The organism is Terrabacter sp. P2_E3, from assembly GCF_056403915.1.
Map to the genome: position 1 here is coordinate 375,552 of NZ_JBFUEN010000004.1, position 15,043 is coordinate 390,594.

Here is a 15,043-nt window from a genome sequence, read left to right on the forward strand (position 1 = left end):
TTTACTGAATGCTGTGAGAGTTGGGTTAGGGTCGGTCCACGCGACGGAGGAGGAGTGGTGACGTCAGTGCGACAGCGGTCGAGCCGCGATGAACGGGCCGTCTCGGCCTACGTGGAGCGTCTCGGCGACACCCTCACCGACGCCGGTATGCCGCGCCTGGCCGCACGCGTCTTCGCCCAGCTGCTCGCCGACGACGACGGGCGGATGACCGCTGCAGAGCTGACGGAGTCGCTCGACGTGAGCCCGGCCGCGGTGTCCGGTGCCGTGCGCTACCTGACCCAGACCTACCTCATCGGCAAGGAGCGCGAGCGCGGGTCCCGCCGAGACGTCTACGTCGTGCAGGCCGACGCCTGGCACGGCGCGATGCTCTCGCGCGACCGGATGCTGGCCCAGATCGAGACGAGCCTGCGTGCGGGGGTGCCCGCCGTCGGGGGCCTCGACACCGAGGCCGGTCGGCGCCTGCAGCTCTCGGTGGCCTTCCTCGAGTTCCTCGGCGACCGGCTCGGCGAGCTCGAGGGGGAGTGGGCCGCCCACAAGGCCGAGATCACCCGCACCTGGCCGTCCGTCACCCCCTGACCCTCACCCGTCGAGAGGCCACGATCTGCCGGTCCTCACGCGTCGAGAGGCCACTATCTGCGGGTCCCAACCCGTCGAGAGGCCACGTTCCGTCGGGACCCGGGGTGACGGCATACGCCCTCGGTGACGTGAGATCGGCAACGTTCGACCGGCGGGCGGCAGCGGCGGACCGCCACGCCGATACGCTCGGCAACATGGCTGACAGCACTGGTGCGCGCTCCGAGTCCGACCTGCCCATCGAGCCCGTCTACGACGCGTCGGCCCTCGCCGGCTTCGACGCCGACAGCAAGCTCGGCGCGCCCGGCAGCTACCCCTTCACCCGCGGCGTCTACCCGTCGATGTACACCGGCCGTCCGTGGACGATGCGCCAGTACGCCGGCTTCGGCACCGCGAAGGAGAGCAACCAGCGCTACCACCAGCTCGTCAAGGCGGGCACAGGCGGCCTGTCCGTCGCCTTCGACCTGCCGACGCAGATGGGCTACGACTCCGACGAGGCCATCGCGCACGGCGAGGTCGGCAAGGTCGGCGTCGCCATCGACAGCCTCGACGACATGCGCACGCTCTTCGACGGCCTGCCGCTCGACAAGATCTCGACGTCGATGACGATCAACGCGCCCGGCTCGACGCTTCTCCTGCTCTACCAGCTCGTCGCGGAGGAGCAGGGCGTCGCCGGTGACCAGCTGACCGGCACGATCCAGAACGACGTGCTCAAGGAGTACATCGCCCGCGGCACCTACATCTACCCGCCGCGCGAGTCCCTGCGCCTCATCGCCGACATCTTCGCCTACTGCCACAAGGAGATGCCGCGCTGGAACACCATCTCCATCTCCGGCTACCACATGGCCGAGGCCGGGGCGACGCCCGTGCAGGAGATCGCCTTCACGATCGCCAACGCCGTCGAGTACGTCCGCGCCGCGCAGGCCGCCGGGCTGCACGTCGACGACTTCGCGCCGCGCCTCTCCTTCTTCTTCGTCGCACGCACGACCCTCATCGAGGAGGTGGCGAAGTTCCGCGCGGCCCGCCGCATCTGGGCGCGGATCATGAAGGAGGAGTTCGGTGCCCAGAACCCGAAGTCGATGATGCTGCGCTTCCACACGCAGACCGCGGGCGTCCAGCTGACCGCCCAGCAGCCCGAGGTCAACCTCGTCCGCGTCGCGCTCCAGGGTCTCGGAGCGGTGCTCGGCGGCACGCAGTCACTGCACACCAACTCCTTCGACGAGGCCATCGCCCTGCCGACCGAGAAGGCCGCGCGGCTCGCGCTGCGCACCCAGCAGGTCATCGCCTACGAGACCGACGTGACGAAAACCGTTGACCCGTTTGCCGGTTCGTACGTCGTCGAGTCGATGACCGACGAGATCGAGGAGGCGGCGCTCGCGCTCATCCAGGCTGTCGAGGACAAGGGCGGTGCGGTCGCGGCCATCGAGCAGGGCTTCCAGAAGGGCGAGATCGAGCGATCGGCGTACCGCGTCCAGCTCGAGATCGACAACGCTGAGCGCACCGTGGTCGGCGTGAACCGCTTCGTCCTCGACCAGGAGGACCACTACGAGCCGCTCCGCGTCGACCCGACGATCGAGGCCGACCAGCGCGCCCGGCTCGAGGCCCTGCGCGCTGACCGCGACAACGACGCCGTGGCAGCGGCGCTCGCGAAGCTCCAGGACGCAGCCCGCGGCACCGACAACGTCCTCTACCCGATGAAGGAGGCGCTCGCGGCGCGCGCCACGGGCGGCGAGGTCGCCCACGCCCTCCGTGCGGTCTGGGGCACCTACCAGCCCCGCGAGACCTTCTGAGCCACACGGCATACGCCAGCCGTACGCCGTCGACCCGACCGGCCGGGTCAACCAACCGGCCGCAACCCGAAAACCAGGCCTCAGCGGCCCTTTCGCCGGTTCGGACCGGTTACCTGACCCGTCCGGAGCCGACGCAGGCCCTGGGAGCGACGCAGCGCGACGACGTCCTCGATGGCACGCCGCACGACGTCCGGCTCGAACATCACCTGCTCCCAGGTGAACCGGAGCACGAGCCAGTCGCGGGTGATGAGCCCGTTGTAGCGGCGGCAGTCCCGGTCGAACGCCTTCCGCTCCGAGTGGAACTCGTGGCTGTCCGCCTCCAGGACGATCCGCAGGTCCTCGTCGGCCAGGTCGACGCGGGCGTAGAAGCTGTCGTAGCGGATGCGTGTCTGCGGCTCGACGACGAGGCCGGCCACCTCCTGGGCGATGGCGCGCAGCACGCTCTCGAAGGGGTTGGCCGCACGACGGTCCGCTGCCCCCATGACCCGAGCCACCCGACTGCGCTGTCGCGGACCCAGCCACGCCGCGCGCTCCACGACGGGCCCTCGTCCGAGGCCGGAACGCAGAGCCGAATCGGCCACGGCGAGCGCCTCGTCGAACGGCAGGTCGAGGCAGCAGTCGATGACGGTGCGCACCGGCGAGGTGACCCAGCCGTCGATGACGTCCTCGACGTCGAGGTCGCGCCAGTGCACGGCTGCGGCGGCCTGCGCATCACGGGTCAGGTGACGCTTGCGCCGCACTGTGACATGGGGTCGTTCCGGGACGGTCTTGACCTTCCAGCCCCAGTGGTTGGCTGCGGTGGTGTGTGAGGCCGTGCCCGTCAGGCGCAGCGCCTCCCGCCGACCGCTCTGCGCGAGCGGGAGGCTGTACCACCCGTGCGCCACCCGCACGACGCCCCCTTCGGCGAGCGCCGCGTCGATCCGCCGCCAGTGGGTCAGCGCCCGGAGCCGGTCACGGCGGGCGATGCCTCCCAGTCGGGCGAGGGCGGTCTCGGGACGCAGGTACGGCATACCTCAGCGTGTCCCGCCGGCTGACGCCCGTGGGCCGTCCGTCCACAGGGTCGACCGACAGGACGTCGGGCGGCCAGCGCGTCGGTGAAGCCCGTGCGCCGCCTGCTGCCTGTTGGTTGACCCGGAGGCGGACCGGGGGCGTATGCCGTTCAGCCGGGCCGGGCGCCCACGCGGGCTGCCGCGGCGCTGCCGGCCGCGACCCCGGCCCGCAACGCGCTGGTCCGGTCCTGGCCGCCGAGCCAGGCCGACAGGAGCCCGGCGTTGAAGGCGTCACCGCACCCGGTGGCGTCGACGTTCTCGACGACCGGCGCCTCGGCCGACTCGTCCACGCCGTCGGCACCGACCCAACGGGCCCCGGCCGCGCCGTACGTCGCGACGACCTCGCTCGTGTGCCCCAGGATCGCGGCCAGTCCTCCGAGCGCGGCGACCTCGTTCTCGTTGGGCAGCAGCAGGTCCACGCCGGTCACCCAAACGAGGAAGGTGTCGACGCCTTCCCGCTCGATGAGGGCCGGCGACTGCGGGTCGACCGACGTCGTCCACCCGAGCGACCGCGCCTGGCGCAGCGACTCGAGACCGGCCGCACGCGACCCGGCGTCGAAGAGCACGTAGCCCGACAGGTGCAGGTGCGGCCGAGGCTCGGCTGGGAGCCCCAGCGAGGCGAGGTCGACGTCCGCTACCGCGAAGGCCTTGTTGGCGCCACGGTCGGGAAACATCGTCCGGTCACCGTGGGCGTCGAGCAGGATGACGACCATGCACGTCGGCAGCCTGGCGTCGACCGCGAACGCGCAGGTGACGCCGGCGGACTCGAGCTCGCGTCGGCAGGTCGTCCCCGCGGCGTCGTCGCCGATGCGGGCCACGAGGGTCACGTCGGCCCCGAGGCCGGCCAGCCACGAGGCGGAGTTGGCACCGGCCCCGCCCGGCACGAGGGCGACGGCCGACGGGGTGTCGGAGTGCCACCGGATGTCGCCCGAGGGGCGGGTGATGACGTCGAGCCCGACGTCGCCGACGACGACGACGACCGGCCGCGTCGTCATGCCGACCGGGTCGCGAGCTGGGACGCGACCTCGGCCGCCACCTCTCCCGCGAGGCGCGCGTTCGACAGGACGAGCTCGACGTTGGCGCGGAGCGACTCGCCGCCGGAGTGGTCGTGGAAGTACTCGAGCAGCCGCGGCGTGACGTCCTTGCCGTGCACGCCCTCGCGCTCGAGGAGCGCGAGCCCCTCCTCGACGAGCCGGTCGTGCAGTCCGCGCTCGACCTGACGGTCGGCGGGCAGCGGGTTCGCGAGGACCACACCGGCGGCGTCGGTCCCGAGGCGACCCCGGGCGACGACGACCCGTGCGGCCTCGGCCGCGGACTCGACCCGCCACGGCACCGGCTGCCCGGAGTCCGAGAGGTAGAAGCCGGGGAACGCGTCGGTCCGGTAGCCGAGCACCGGCACCGACAGCGTCTCGAGCGTCTCGAGCGTGCCGGCCACGTCGAGGATCGACTTGACCCCGGCGCACACGACGAGCACCGGCGTGGTCGCGATGACCCGGAGGTCGGCGGAGACGTCGAAGGTCTCGGACGCCCCGCGGTGCACGCCGCCGAGCCCACCGGTCGCGAACACCCGGATGCCCGCGAGGTGCGCGAGCGCGGACGTCGAAGCGACCGTTGTCGCTCCCGAAAATCCAAGTGCCGCAGCGACGCCCACGTCACGGACCGACAGCTTGGCGATGTCCGGATCGGTGCACACGCGCTCGACCTCGGCAGCCCCGAGGCCGATGTGCACGACGCCGTCGAGCACGGCGATCGTCGCGGGCACCGACCCGCCCGCGCGCACGGCGCCCTCGATCTGCCCACCGATCTCGATGTTGTCGGGGTGGGGGAGGCCGTGGGCGAGGATGGTGCTCTCGAGGGCGACGACACCGACCCCGGCATCGAGCGCCTCGCGCACCTCCTCGTGGACGACGAGCAGGTCGGACTCCGGAAGGCGCTGCGGCATGGCGCAGAGCCTAGTTCGGCGCGCTCCGGGGACCCGCGTGGCCCCGCCCGCTGCGGGGGCACGCGGCGCACTCGCGCATCCCGGGGATCGCGTAGATGAAGCAGCACGAGACCCGGGTCGGCTCGGTGCCGACGCTCTCCCCGGCCGCGCCGCGCGCGAGGCGCACGGCCGTCGCCCACATGTCGCCGACCACGCCCCACCGCTGCCGTGAGCCCATCCGTACGTCGGGGGCGTATGCCGTCACGACCTCCGAGACGAGCGCGAGGTATGCGGTCCGGGCCCGTTCCAGACGCCGCGCCGGGTCGTCGTCGACGGCCAGCGAGGTCCGCTCGGGGGCGACGACGATGCGGAACGGGTCGAGGCCCGGCGCGAGCTCGAAACCGAGCCCGGCGCCGGACGGCACGAGGAGCCAGGGACCGAGCACGGCGGCATACGCCATCGGGGAGGCGGCCACCTCGCACCACCACTGGAGGACGAAGGCGGCGGGCACGTGCGGCCGCACCGTCGTCGCGTTGCGCTGCTCCATCTGCACGTGGAGCGCCGAGCGCCACGGCGCGAGCGGGTCCGCCCCCGCCCGCACGTGCGCCACCACGTCCGCGGTCCAGACGGTCGCGGGGGAGACCCGGCTCGTCACGGTGGTGAAGGGCATCGCCCGGTCGACGAGCCCGACGACGTGCCGGACGGCGTCCGTCCCGAGGGACGTCCCCGTGGGTGCCTCCGACTCCACGCGTGACCTCTCCCTCCGTGCTCCGACCGGTCCCGGTGACCCCGGCCTGCGAGGGTCGACCCCATCCTCTCGCTAGACTCCCGTGCTCGTGACCGACCGCTCCGCTTCGCTGCCCTTCGAGGCCATCGCCCGAACCGTCGAGCAGCATGCCGCGGAGCTGGTCGCGATCCGTCGCGACCTGCACACGCACCCGGAGCTCGGACGTGGCGAGGTGCGCACGACGGCACTCGTCGCCGAGCGTCTCGAGCGCGCCGGCATCGGCGTCCGGCGACTGCGCGGCACGGGCCTCGTCGCCGACCTCGGCGCCACGAACCCCTCGCACCGGATCGCGCTGCGCGCCGACATCGACGCCCTGCCGATCCGTGAGCAGACCGGCCTCGAGTTCGCGTCCCGGACCGACGGCGTCAGCCACTCGTGCGGCCACGACGTGCACACGACCGCGCTCATCGGCGCGGCGCTCGCCCTCAAGGAGGTCGAGGAGCGGCTCGCCTCGGCCGGCGTCGGCGCGCGGCTGATCTTCCAGCCCGCCGAGGAGCTCATGCCCGGCGGCGCCGAGGACGTCGTGGCCCAGGACGGCCTCGTCGGGGTCGACCGGATCTTCGCGCTCCACTGCGACCCCAACCTCGACGCGGGCCAGGTGGGCCTGCGCGTCGGCGCCATCACCGCGGCCGCCGACCAGATCGAGGTCACGCTCTCCGGTCGGGGCGGCCACACGTCGCGTCCGCACCTGACCCAGGACCTCACGTACGCCCTCGCCAAGGTCGTCACCGACGTGCCGGCCGTCCTGTCACGCCGACTCGACCCGCGCGCGGGCGCGGCTCTCGTGTGGGGCTCGATCCACTCCGGCGGGGCGCACAACGTCATCCCGTCGTCGGGCAAGGTCGGCGGCACGCTGCGCATGCTCGACGCCGGCATCTGGGAGGGCGTCGAGCGCCTCCTCGAGGCCGTCGTCCACGAGGTCGTCAAGCCGTATGCCGTCCAGGCCGACGTGCTCATCACCAAGGGCGTGCCCCCGGTCGTCAACGACGCCGGCTGCATCGACGCCCTCACGGCCGCCGTGACCGGCACCGGGTCGTTCGTCGCGCCGACGCCGCAGTCGCTCGGCGGCGAGGACTTCGCGTGGTACCTCACCCACGTGCCCGGCGCCATGGCCCGGCTCGGGACCCGCTCACCCGGCGGCCCGACCTACGACCTGCACCGGGGCGACCTCGTCGTCGACGAGGGCGCGATCGTCGTCGGGGCCCGGACGTTGGCCGGTGTCGTCTTCGCGGCGGCCGCCCGACTGGCCGGCACACCGGCCCTCGGGGGCGTCTCTCCTCTGAGCGCGGTCGCGGATCGGTAACACTTCCTGCGACTTCCCCCGAGCCGAACAGATCTTGTCGTGCCGGGGTCTACAGTTCCGTGCTATCTGGGCCGATGTCGTCGTCGGCCCCGCGGAATCTAAGGAGCACCTCTTGCGTCACGCAACCAAGGTCGCGGCCGTTGTCGCCGCCGCCGCGCTGGGCCTCGCGGCCTGCGGCAGCAGCAGCGACAACACGCCCGCGGGCAGCAACACCTCGGCCGGCAGCACCGGCACGCAGGCCGCCGGCAAGAAGATCGTCGTCGGTATCGCCTACGGCGTCGGCGGTCGTGGTGACCAGTCCTTCAACGCGTCGGCGGCCGTGGGCCTCGACAAGGCGAAGGCCGACCTCGGTGTCGAGTTCAAGGAGGCCACGCAGGTCAACGGTGAGAGCGAGGCTGCCACCGAGGAGCGCCTGCAGCAGTTCATCGACGCGGGCGCGACCCACGTCATCGGTGTCGGCTTCGCCTACGCCAAGGCCATCGGCACGGTCGCCAAGGCCAACCCCGACGTCAAGTTCGCGATCATCGACGACGCGTCCCCCGACTCGGCCGGCGCCAACGTCGCCCAGCTGACCTTCGCCGAGGAGCAGGGCTCCTTCCTCGTCGGTGCGGCCGCCGCGCTGAAGTCCAAGACCAACACGGTCGGCTTCGTCGGGGGCGTCGCCACCGACCTCATCAAGAAGTTCGAGGCGGGCTACATCGCCGGCGCCAAGGCGGCCAACCCGTCGATCGTCGTCAAGAGCCAGTACCTCTCGCAGCCGCCGGACTTCTCCGGCTTCAACGACCCCGCCAAGGGCAAGACGGCCGCTGAGGGCCTCTACCAGGGCGGCGCCGACGTGGTCTACCACGCCGCGGGCGGCTCGGGCAGCGGTGTCTTCACGGCCGCCAAGACTGCTGGCAAGCTCGCCATCGGTGTCGACTCCGACCAGGCCCTGACGGCCACGCCGGACGTCCGCGACGTCATCCTCACCTCGATGATCAAGAAGGTCGACGTGGCGGTCTACGACTTCCTCAAGTCGGGTGCCGCGGGCACCGACATCACGGGCAACAAGGTCTACGACCTCAAGGCCGGCGGCGTCGACTACGCCACGACCGGTGGCAAGGTCGACGACATCAAGTCGAAGCTCGACGACTACAAGCAGAAGATCATCGCGGGCGAGATCAAGGTCCCGACCGCACCCTGATCCTCGAGAGCCTCGAGATCCCCTCTGAATGATCCCCGAGCGGGGCGACACGGCCCGGGCGGCGCGGTAGCGTCGTCGCGGGCCGTGTCCGTCCCCGGCTCCGGTGGTCGGTCGGGACGTCCTTCGACCCGGCCCCACGAACCACCCGCCCGGACTCCTCTCCGGGCCTGGACGAGGAGTTGTCGCCATCACCGCAGCACCTGCGCGACCCGACGGGACGTCGGACGCCCATCCCGCCGTTCAACTCGAGGGGATCACCAAGCGGTTCCCCGGAGTCGTCGCCAACAAGGACATCGGTTTCTCGGTCGCGCGTGGCACGGTCCACGCGATCGTCGGTGAGAACGGCGCCGGCAAGTCGACGCTGATGAAGATCCTCTACGGCGTCCAGCGCCCGGACGAGGGGTCCATCAGCATCGGCGGTCGAGTCGTCGACCTGCACTCGCCGGCCGACGCGATCGCCGCCGGCATCGGCATGGTCTTCCAGCACTTCCAGTTGGCAGACAACTTCACGGTCCTCGAGAACGTCGTCCTCGGCGCCGAGAAGCTGCACGGCATCGGCGACGCAGCCCGACGCGAGATCACGCGCATCTCGGACGAGTACGGCCTCGACGTCGACCCCGACGCCCTCGTGGACGACCTGGGGGTCGGTGCGCGCCAGCGCATCGAGATCCTCAAGGTCCTCTACCGCGGCGCCAAGATCATCATCCTCGACGAGCCCACCGCGGTCCTCGTGCCGCAGGAGGTCGACGAGCTCTTCGACAACCTCCGCGAGCTCAAGTCCGAGGGCCTGACCGTCCTGTTCATCTCGCACAAGCTCGACGAGGTGCTCTCGGTCGCCGACTCCATCACGGTGATCCGACGCGGCACGACCGTCGACACCGTCGACCCGTCGTCGGTCAACGCGCGCCAGCTCGCCGAGCTCATGGTCGGGGCCGAGCTCCCCACCCCGCAGACGGAGGAGTCCACGGTCACCGACCGCGTCGTGCTGCGCATCGAGGACATCGTCCTCGCGGGCGCCGGTGCCGGCCGCAACGTGCTCGACGGCATCTCGCTGACCATCCACGCGGGTGAGGTGTTGGGCATCGCCGGCGTCGAGGGCAACGGCCAGGCCGAGCTCGTCGAGGTCATCATGGGGATGCGCGAGCCCACGTCCGGGCTCGTCTTCCTCGGCGACACCGACATCTCCGACTGGCGCACGCGGGAGATCCGGGAGGCCGGCGTCGCCTACATCCCCGAGGACCGCCAGCGGCACGCCCTGCTCCTCGAGGCCCCCCTCTGGGAGAACCGCATCCTCGGCCACCAGACCGAGGAGCCGAACGTCCGCGGCTTCATCATCAACGCCGCGGGGGCCAAGGCCGACACCGAGCGGATCGTCAAGGAGTACGACGTCCGCACACCCTCGATCAACGTCAAGGCGGGGTCGCTCTCCGGCGGCAACCAGCAGAAGCTCATCGTCGGCCGCGAGATGAGCCACCAGCCCAAGGTGCTCGTCGCCGCACACCCGACGCGCGGTGTCGACGTCGGCGCCCAGTCGAGCATCTGGGACATCATCCGCCAGGCGCGGCGCGACGGCCTCGCCGTCCTGCTCATCTCGGCCGACCTCGAGGAGCTGATCGGACTCTCCGACACCATCGAGGTGATCCTGCGCGGGCGGCTCACCGGCACGTTCGACCCCGACACCGTCACCGCCGAAGACCTCGGTGCGGCCATGACCGGAGCGGCTGCCAACCCGGAGGAGACCCGATGAGCACGTTCAGCCCCCGCAAGCTCCTCCTCGCCGTCGCGGCGCCCGTGCTCGCGCTCGTCGTCGCGTTCCTCGTGACCTCGGCCATCCTGCTGCTCCTCGGGGACCCGGTGGTCGAGGTCTGGCAGACGATCCTCAGCTGGCCCAAGCCGCGCCAGCTCGTCCAGATCGTCAACGGCGCCACGGTCTACTACCTCTCGGCCGTCGCGGTCGCGGTCGGCTTCCGGATGAACCTCTTCAACATCGGCGTCGACGGTCAGTACCGCGTCGCGGTCTTTGCCGGAGCGGCCTTCGCCGGTCAGGCCTGGTTCCCCGGCCCGCTCAACGTCCTACTGACGATCGTCGTGGCGATGGTCGCCGGAGGCCTCTGGGCGAGCATCGCCGCCTACCTCAAGGTCCGCCGCGGCATCTCCGAGGTGATCAGCACGATCATGCTCAATGCGATCGCGACCGGAGTCGTGCAGTGGCTGCTGCTCAAGGTCGCGGTCAAGCAGCAGGGCAGCAACAGCATCTCGACGAAGCCGATCCCCGAGTCCTCGCAGCTCGACGGTCTCGGCCTCATCCCGGGCGCGACCAACAAGGTCTACACGCTCATCCTGCTCGCCGCCCTCGTCGGCGCCCTCTACTGGTTCGTCATCAACAAGACCCGGTTCGGCTTCGACCTGCGCGCGACGGGCCGCTCCGAGAGCGCCGCGGTCGCCAGCGGCGTCAAGGTGCCGCGCATGGTCGTCACCACGATGATCGCCTCCGGTGCTCTGGCGGGCCTCATCGGCATGCCGCTGCTCTTCGGTCAGGACCACAGCTACGGCACGACGTTCCAGGCCGGACTCGGCTTCGCCGGCATCGGCATCGCGCTGCTCGGTCGCAACCACCCGCTCGGCATCGCGGCCGCGGCCCTGCTGTGGTCGTTCCTCGACGTGCAGAGCAACGCGCTGCAGATCCGCGCCGGGGTCGCCTCCGAGGTCGTCTTCATCATCCAGGGCGTGATCCTCTTCGCCGTCGTCATCGCCTACGAGCTGATCCGTCGCGCCGACGTGCGCCTCGAGCAGCAGCGGGTGGCGAGGGAGCTGGCCGCGACGAGATCCGATGCCCCCACCCCGGAAGGAGCGACGGCATGAGTGTCACTGGTCTGGATGCCGGCGTCGAGAAGGTCACCGCCACCCCGCGCCGGCTCCGCCTGAGCCCGCTCCAGTGGGTCGGGGTCGGCCTCGGTGCCGTGCTCGTGCTCTCGATCCTCCGTGTCGTCACCGGCGCCAACGACGTCGACTCGTCCGGTCTGCTCATCGCGGCCTTCGGACTCGCCGTGCCCATCGCCCTCGCCGGTCTCGGCGGTCTCTGGTCCGAGCGCGCCGGCGTCGTCAACATCGGCCTCGAGGGCATGATGATCCTCGGCACCTGGGGTGCCGGTTTCCTCGGCTACCACCTCGGCCCGTGGTGGGGTCTCGTCGGAGCGGTCATCGGCGGCGCGGTCGGTGGACTCATCCACGCCATCGCGACGGTGACCTTCGGCGTCGACCACATCGTGTCGGGTGTGGCGCTCAACATCGTGGCGCTCGGCTTCGCGAAGTACCTCTCGGTGCGCTTCTTCAGCACCCTCCCGGGTGGCGGCCCGACGCAGTCGCCGCCGCTCGAGGAGCTGCCGACGATCAGCATCCCGGGCCTGTCCGACGCCCTCGGTGAGCTGGAGCAGAAGCACATCTTCTTCATCTCCGACCTCGCCGGCGTGCTCCGTGCCTTCTGCACCAACGTGTCGGTCGTGACGATCCTCGCCGTCCTGCTCTTCATCGCGACGGCCTACATCCTGTGGCGCTCGACCTTCGGCCTGCGTCTGCGCTCCGTCGGCGAGTCCCCGGTCGCGGCCGAGTCGCTCGGTGTCAACGTGCTGCGCTACAAGTTCCTGGCCGTCCTCGTCTCGGGCGGTCTGGCCGGTCTCGGCGGTGGCTTCCTCGCCCTCGTCGCGGCCAACGTGTTCCGGGACGGGCAGACGGGTGGTCGTGGCTACATCGGCCTCGCAGCCATGATCTTCGGCAACTGGCGCCCCGGCGGTCTGATGGCCGGTTCGGTGCTCTTCGGCTACACCGACGCGGCCCAGCTGCGCGGTGGCGGCACGACCGTCCACGCCTTCCTCCTGCTGCTCGCGGTGCTGCTCGTCGGCATCGGGATCTGGCAGATCGTCCGCAAGGGCCGCGTGGTGCAGGGCGTCATCGCCCTCGCCGTCGGTGTGATCGTCGGTGCCTGGTACGCCCTGACCGACATCGTGCCGCCGGAGCTGTCGAGCACGCTGCCCTATGTCACGACCCTGCTCGTGCTGGCGTTCGCCTCGCAACGCCTGCGCATGCCGGCGGCCGACGGGCAGATCTACCGCAAGGGCGAGGGGCACTAGTGGCCGACACGACGAGTCCGCAGCCCAGCACCTCCGACGCGATCGACTGGGAGTCGCTGCGCCTGCGCGCGGTCGAGCTCATGGAGCGGGCGTACGCGCCCTACTCCCGGTTCCGCGTCGGTGTCGCCGGCCTCGTCGACGACGGGCGGGTCGTCGCCGGCTGCAACGTCGAGAACGCCGCCTACGGCGTGGCTCTCTGTGCCGAGTGCGGCATGGTGTCCGAGCTGCACGCCACGGGTGGCGGACGCCTCACCGCGGTCTTCTGCGTGGGGGGCGACGGCCAGGCTCTCATGCCGTGCGGTCGCTGCCGGCAGCTCCTCTGGGAGAACGGCGGGCCCCGGTGCCTGCTCATGACCCCCGAGGGCGTGCTCCCGATGTCGGCGGTCCTGCCGCAGGCGTTCGGGGCCGAGGACCTGCGTCACGCCGAGGGCTGAACACGTCCGCACCCGGTCGTGCTCCGGCACCGACGGCGCTGGGACATGATGGTCCCGTGAGTGAAGCCTTCGATGCCGTAGACGTCATTTCCGCCAAGCGCGACCGGGCCGAGCTGTCCGACGCCCAGATCGACTGGGTCATCGACGCGTACACGAGGGGCGCCGTCGCCGAGGAGCAGATGTCGGCGCTCGCGATGGCGATCTACCTCAACGGGATGAACCCGCGCGAGATCGCCCGCTGGGCCGACGCGATGATCCGCTCGGGTGAGCGGCTCGACTTCTCGGGACTGTCCCGCCCCACGAGCGACAAGCACTCGACCGGGGGAGTGGGCGACAAGATCACCCTTCCTCTGGCGCCGATCGTCGCAGCCTGCGGCGTCGCGGTCCCGCAGCTCTCGGGCCGCGGCCTCGGGCACACGGGCGGCACGCTCGACAAGCTCGAGTCGATCCCCGGGTGGAGGGCCGACGTGTCCAACGAGCAGATGATGGCCCAGCTCGAGGACGTCGGCGCCGTCATCTGCGCCGCCGGCACGGGCCTCGCCCCGGCCGACAAGAAGCTGTATGCGTTGCGCGACGTCACGGGGACCGTCTCCTGCGTGCCCCTCATCGCGACCTCCATCATGAGCAAGAAGATCGCCGAGGGCACCGGGTCCCTCGTCCTCGACGTCAAGGTCGGGTCGGGCGCGTTCATGAAGGAGCTCGGGCAGGCCCGCGAGCTCGCGGAGACCATGGTCCGCCTCGGCACCGATGCCGGCGTGCACACGGTCGCCCTGCTCACGAACATGGAGACTCCGCTCGGGCTCACGGCGGGCAACGCGCTCGAGGTGCGGGAGTCCGTCGAGGTGCTCGCCGGCGGGGGCCCGGGTGACGTCGTCGAGCTCACGCTCGCCCTCGCGCGGGAGATGGTCGCGGGTGCGGGCCGCTCCGACATCGACCCGGCGGACGTGCTCGCGGACGGCCGGGCGATGGACGTCTGGCGTCGGATGATCCGCGCCCAGGGGGGAGACCCCGACGCGGAGCTGCCGACGGCCAAGGAGACCCACCACGTGCTCGCGCCGGCCGACGGGGTGCTCGTCCAGCTGGACGCCCTCGCTGTCGGGGTCGCCGCGTGGCGCCTCGGCGCCGGGCGGGCCCGCAAGGAGGACCCGGTCCAGGCCGGGGCGGGTGTCGAGCTGCATCACAAGCCCGGCGCGACCGTCCGTGGGGGAGAGCCGCTCATGACGCTGCACACCGACGAGCCGGAGCGGTTCGCCCGGGCGCTCGAGGCGCTCGAGGGCGGCTTCACGATCGCCCCCGAGGGGTCGCGGCCGGACCTGCCCCCGATCGTCATCGACCGGGTCTCCTGACTCTCGCGTGCCCGTCCGTGGTGGTCGGCGGATGCTCCGACAGACCGGCCACCACGGGTCTGTGGCGCTGTGCCGGGAGCGATTTGGGGAATCCCGGGGGACCGGGCTACTGTTCTCTTCGTCAGCCCGACAGGGAGGAACGGACGCCACCGCGGCGGTGAGAGATCACCGAGCGAAGCTGGCCGGTCCCGGGGTCTGACGAGTGTCCGGAGTGTCCGACCCAGTCGGGTCTGCTCCGGAGAGCAGGTTCCGCCCGCATCACCGTGGTTTGACTCGGTGGGGCGCGGCGGGTAAGTTTGAAGGGTTGCCCCGGAGGCCTCCTCGTTGAGGTGGTTGATGGTGTGTGTCCGATTCTTGAGAACTCAACAGCGTGTCAAAAATCGATGCCAATTACCTCGTCCCGAGGCCTGGCCGGTTGATCTTCGTCCTCTAGTGGCGTGGTGACGGTCGTGGTTTTGGGCGAATTATCCTTTGGTTGAATTGAACTTCTAGCTTTTTGAGCTGGTTGTTCGACTTCAGTCAGGTTTTCG

Annotated in this window: 13 protein-coding genes; 9 read left to right on the plus strand and 4 right to left on the minus strand. The window is 71.0% G+C overall.

Translation table 11 applies throughout. From position 1 onward, the window contains the following. Positions 1–57: 57 nt before the first annotated feature. Positions 58–576, plus strand: coding sequence for a GbsR/MarR family transcriptional regulator (locus AC1DW8_RS07705; protein ID WP_235508739.1), 519 nt, complete (start codon positions 58–60; stop codon positions 574–576). 194 nt (positions 577–770) lie between these two features. Then, positions 771–2,363 (plus strand): acyl-CoA mutase large subunit family protein, encoded by a 1,593-nt coding sequence (locus AC1DW8_RS07710; protein ID WP_056778727.1) that lies wholly within the window; start codon positions 771–773, stop codon positions 2,361–2,363. A gap of 80 nt (positions 2,364–2,443) precedes the next feature. On the opposite strand, the gene AC1DW8_RS07715 is transcribed toward AC1DW8_RS07710, so the two are convergent. The 4 genes from AC1DW8_RS07715 to AC1DW8_RS07730 all read right to left on the minus strand — a co-directional run bounded on the left by AC1DW8_RS07715 (position 2,444) and on the right by AC1DW8_RS07730 (position 6,081). Beyond that, entirely contained in the window at positions 2,444–3,373 is a 930-nt protein-coding gene (locus AC1DW8_RS07715) for a DUF559 domain-containing protein (protein ID WP_478093030.1), read from the minus strand. 149 nt (positions 3,374–3,522) lie between these two features. Further along, entirely contained in the window at positions 3,523–4,407 is an 885-nt protein-coding gene (locus AC1DW8_RS07720) for a carbohydrate kinase family protein (protein WP_478093032.1), read from the minus strand. Continuing rightward, the gene (locus AC1DW8_RS07725) at positions 4,404–5,354 is read right to left on the minus strand and encodes a pseudouridine-5'-phosphate glycosidase (RefSeq protein WP_478093034.1); all 951 of its coding nucleotides are present in this window, start codon (positions 5,352–5,354) and stop codon (positions 4,404–4,406) included. The genes AC1DW8_RS07720 and AC1DW8_RS07725 overlap by 4 nt, the downstream gene beginning before the upstream one ends. Positions 5,355–5,364: 10 nt before the next feature. Continuing rightward, entirely contained in the window at positions 5,365–6,081 is a 717-nt protein-coding gene (locus AC1DW8_RS07730; protein ID WP_478093036.1) for a (2Fe-2S)-binding protein, read from the minus strand. Positions 6,082–6,163: 82 nt separating this feature from the next. Between AC1DW8_RS07730 and AC1DW8_RS07735 the strand changes: the two genes are divergently transcribed. The 7 genes from AC1DW8_RS07735 to AC1DW8_RS07765 all read left to right on the plus strand — a co-directional run bounded on the left by AC1DW8_RS07735 (position 6,164) and on the right by AC1DW8_RS07765 (position 14,513). Next, positions 6,164–7,423, plus strand: a complete 1,260-nt coding sequence (locus AC1DW8_RS07735; RefSeq protein WP_056778610.1) for an amidohydrolase — start codon at positions 6,164–6,166, stop codon at positions 7,421–7,423. Between the two features lie 112 nt (positions 7,424–7,535). After that, a complete protein-coding gene (locus AC1DW8_RS07740; protein ID WP_478093037.1) occupies positions 7,536–8,606 on the plus strand; it encodes a BMP family lipoprotein in 1,071 nt (356 codons plus the stop codon). Positions 8,607–8,709: 103 nt separating this feature from the next. Beyond that, positions 8,710–10,353 carry an ABC transporter ATP-binding protein gene (locus tag AC1DW8_RS07745; RefSeq protein ID WP_082619943.1) on the plus strand — a complete coding sequence of 548 codons (1,644 nt, stop codon included), beginning with the start codon at positions 8,710–8,712 and terminating at the stop codon, positions 10,351–10,353. Further along, entirely contained in the window at positions 10,350–11,468 is a 1,119-nt protein-coding gene (locus tag AC1DW8_RS07750; protein ID WP_478093040.1) for an ABC transporter permease, read from the plus strand. The genes AC1DW8_RS07745 and AC1DW8_RS07750 overlap by 4 nt, the downstream gene beginning before the upstream one ends. Beyond that, positions 11,465–12,733, plus strand: a complete 1,269-nt coding sequence (locus AC1DW8_RS07755) for an ABC transporter permease (RefSeq protein WP_056826882.1) — start codon at positions 11,465–11,467, stop codon at positions 12,731–12,733. Before AC1DW8_RS07750 ends, AC1DW8_RS07755 begins: the two co-directional genes overlap by 4 nt. 80 nt (positions 12,734–12,813) lie before the next feature. Further along, positions 12,814–13,167 (plus strand): cytidine deaminase, encoded by a 354-nt coding sequence (locus AC1DW8_RS07760; RefSeq protein ID WP_235508742.1) that lies wholly within the window; start codon positions 12,814–12,816, stop codon positions 13,165–13,167. A gap of 56 nt (positions 13,168–13,223) precedes the next feature. Next, positions 13,224–14,513: a thymidine phosphorylase gene (locus tag AC1DW8_RS07765; RefSeq protein WP_478093042.1), complete on the plus strand. Its 1,290-nt coding sequence runs from the start codon at positions 13,224–13,226 to the stop codon at positions 14,511–14,513. Positions 14,514–15,043: the final 530 nt, after the last annotated feature.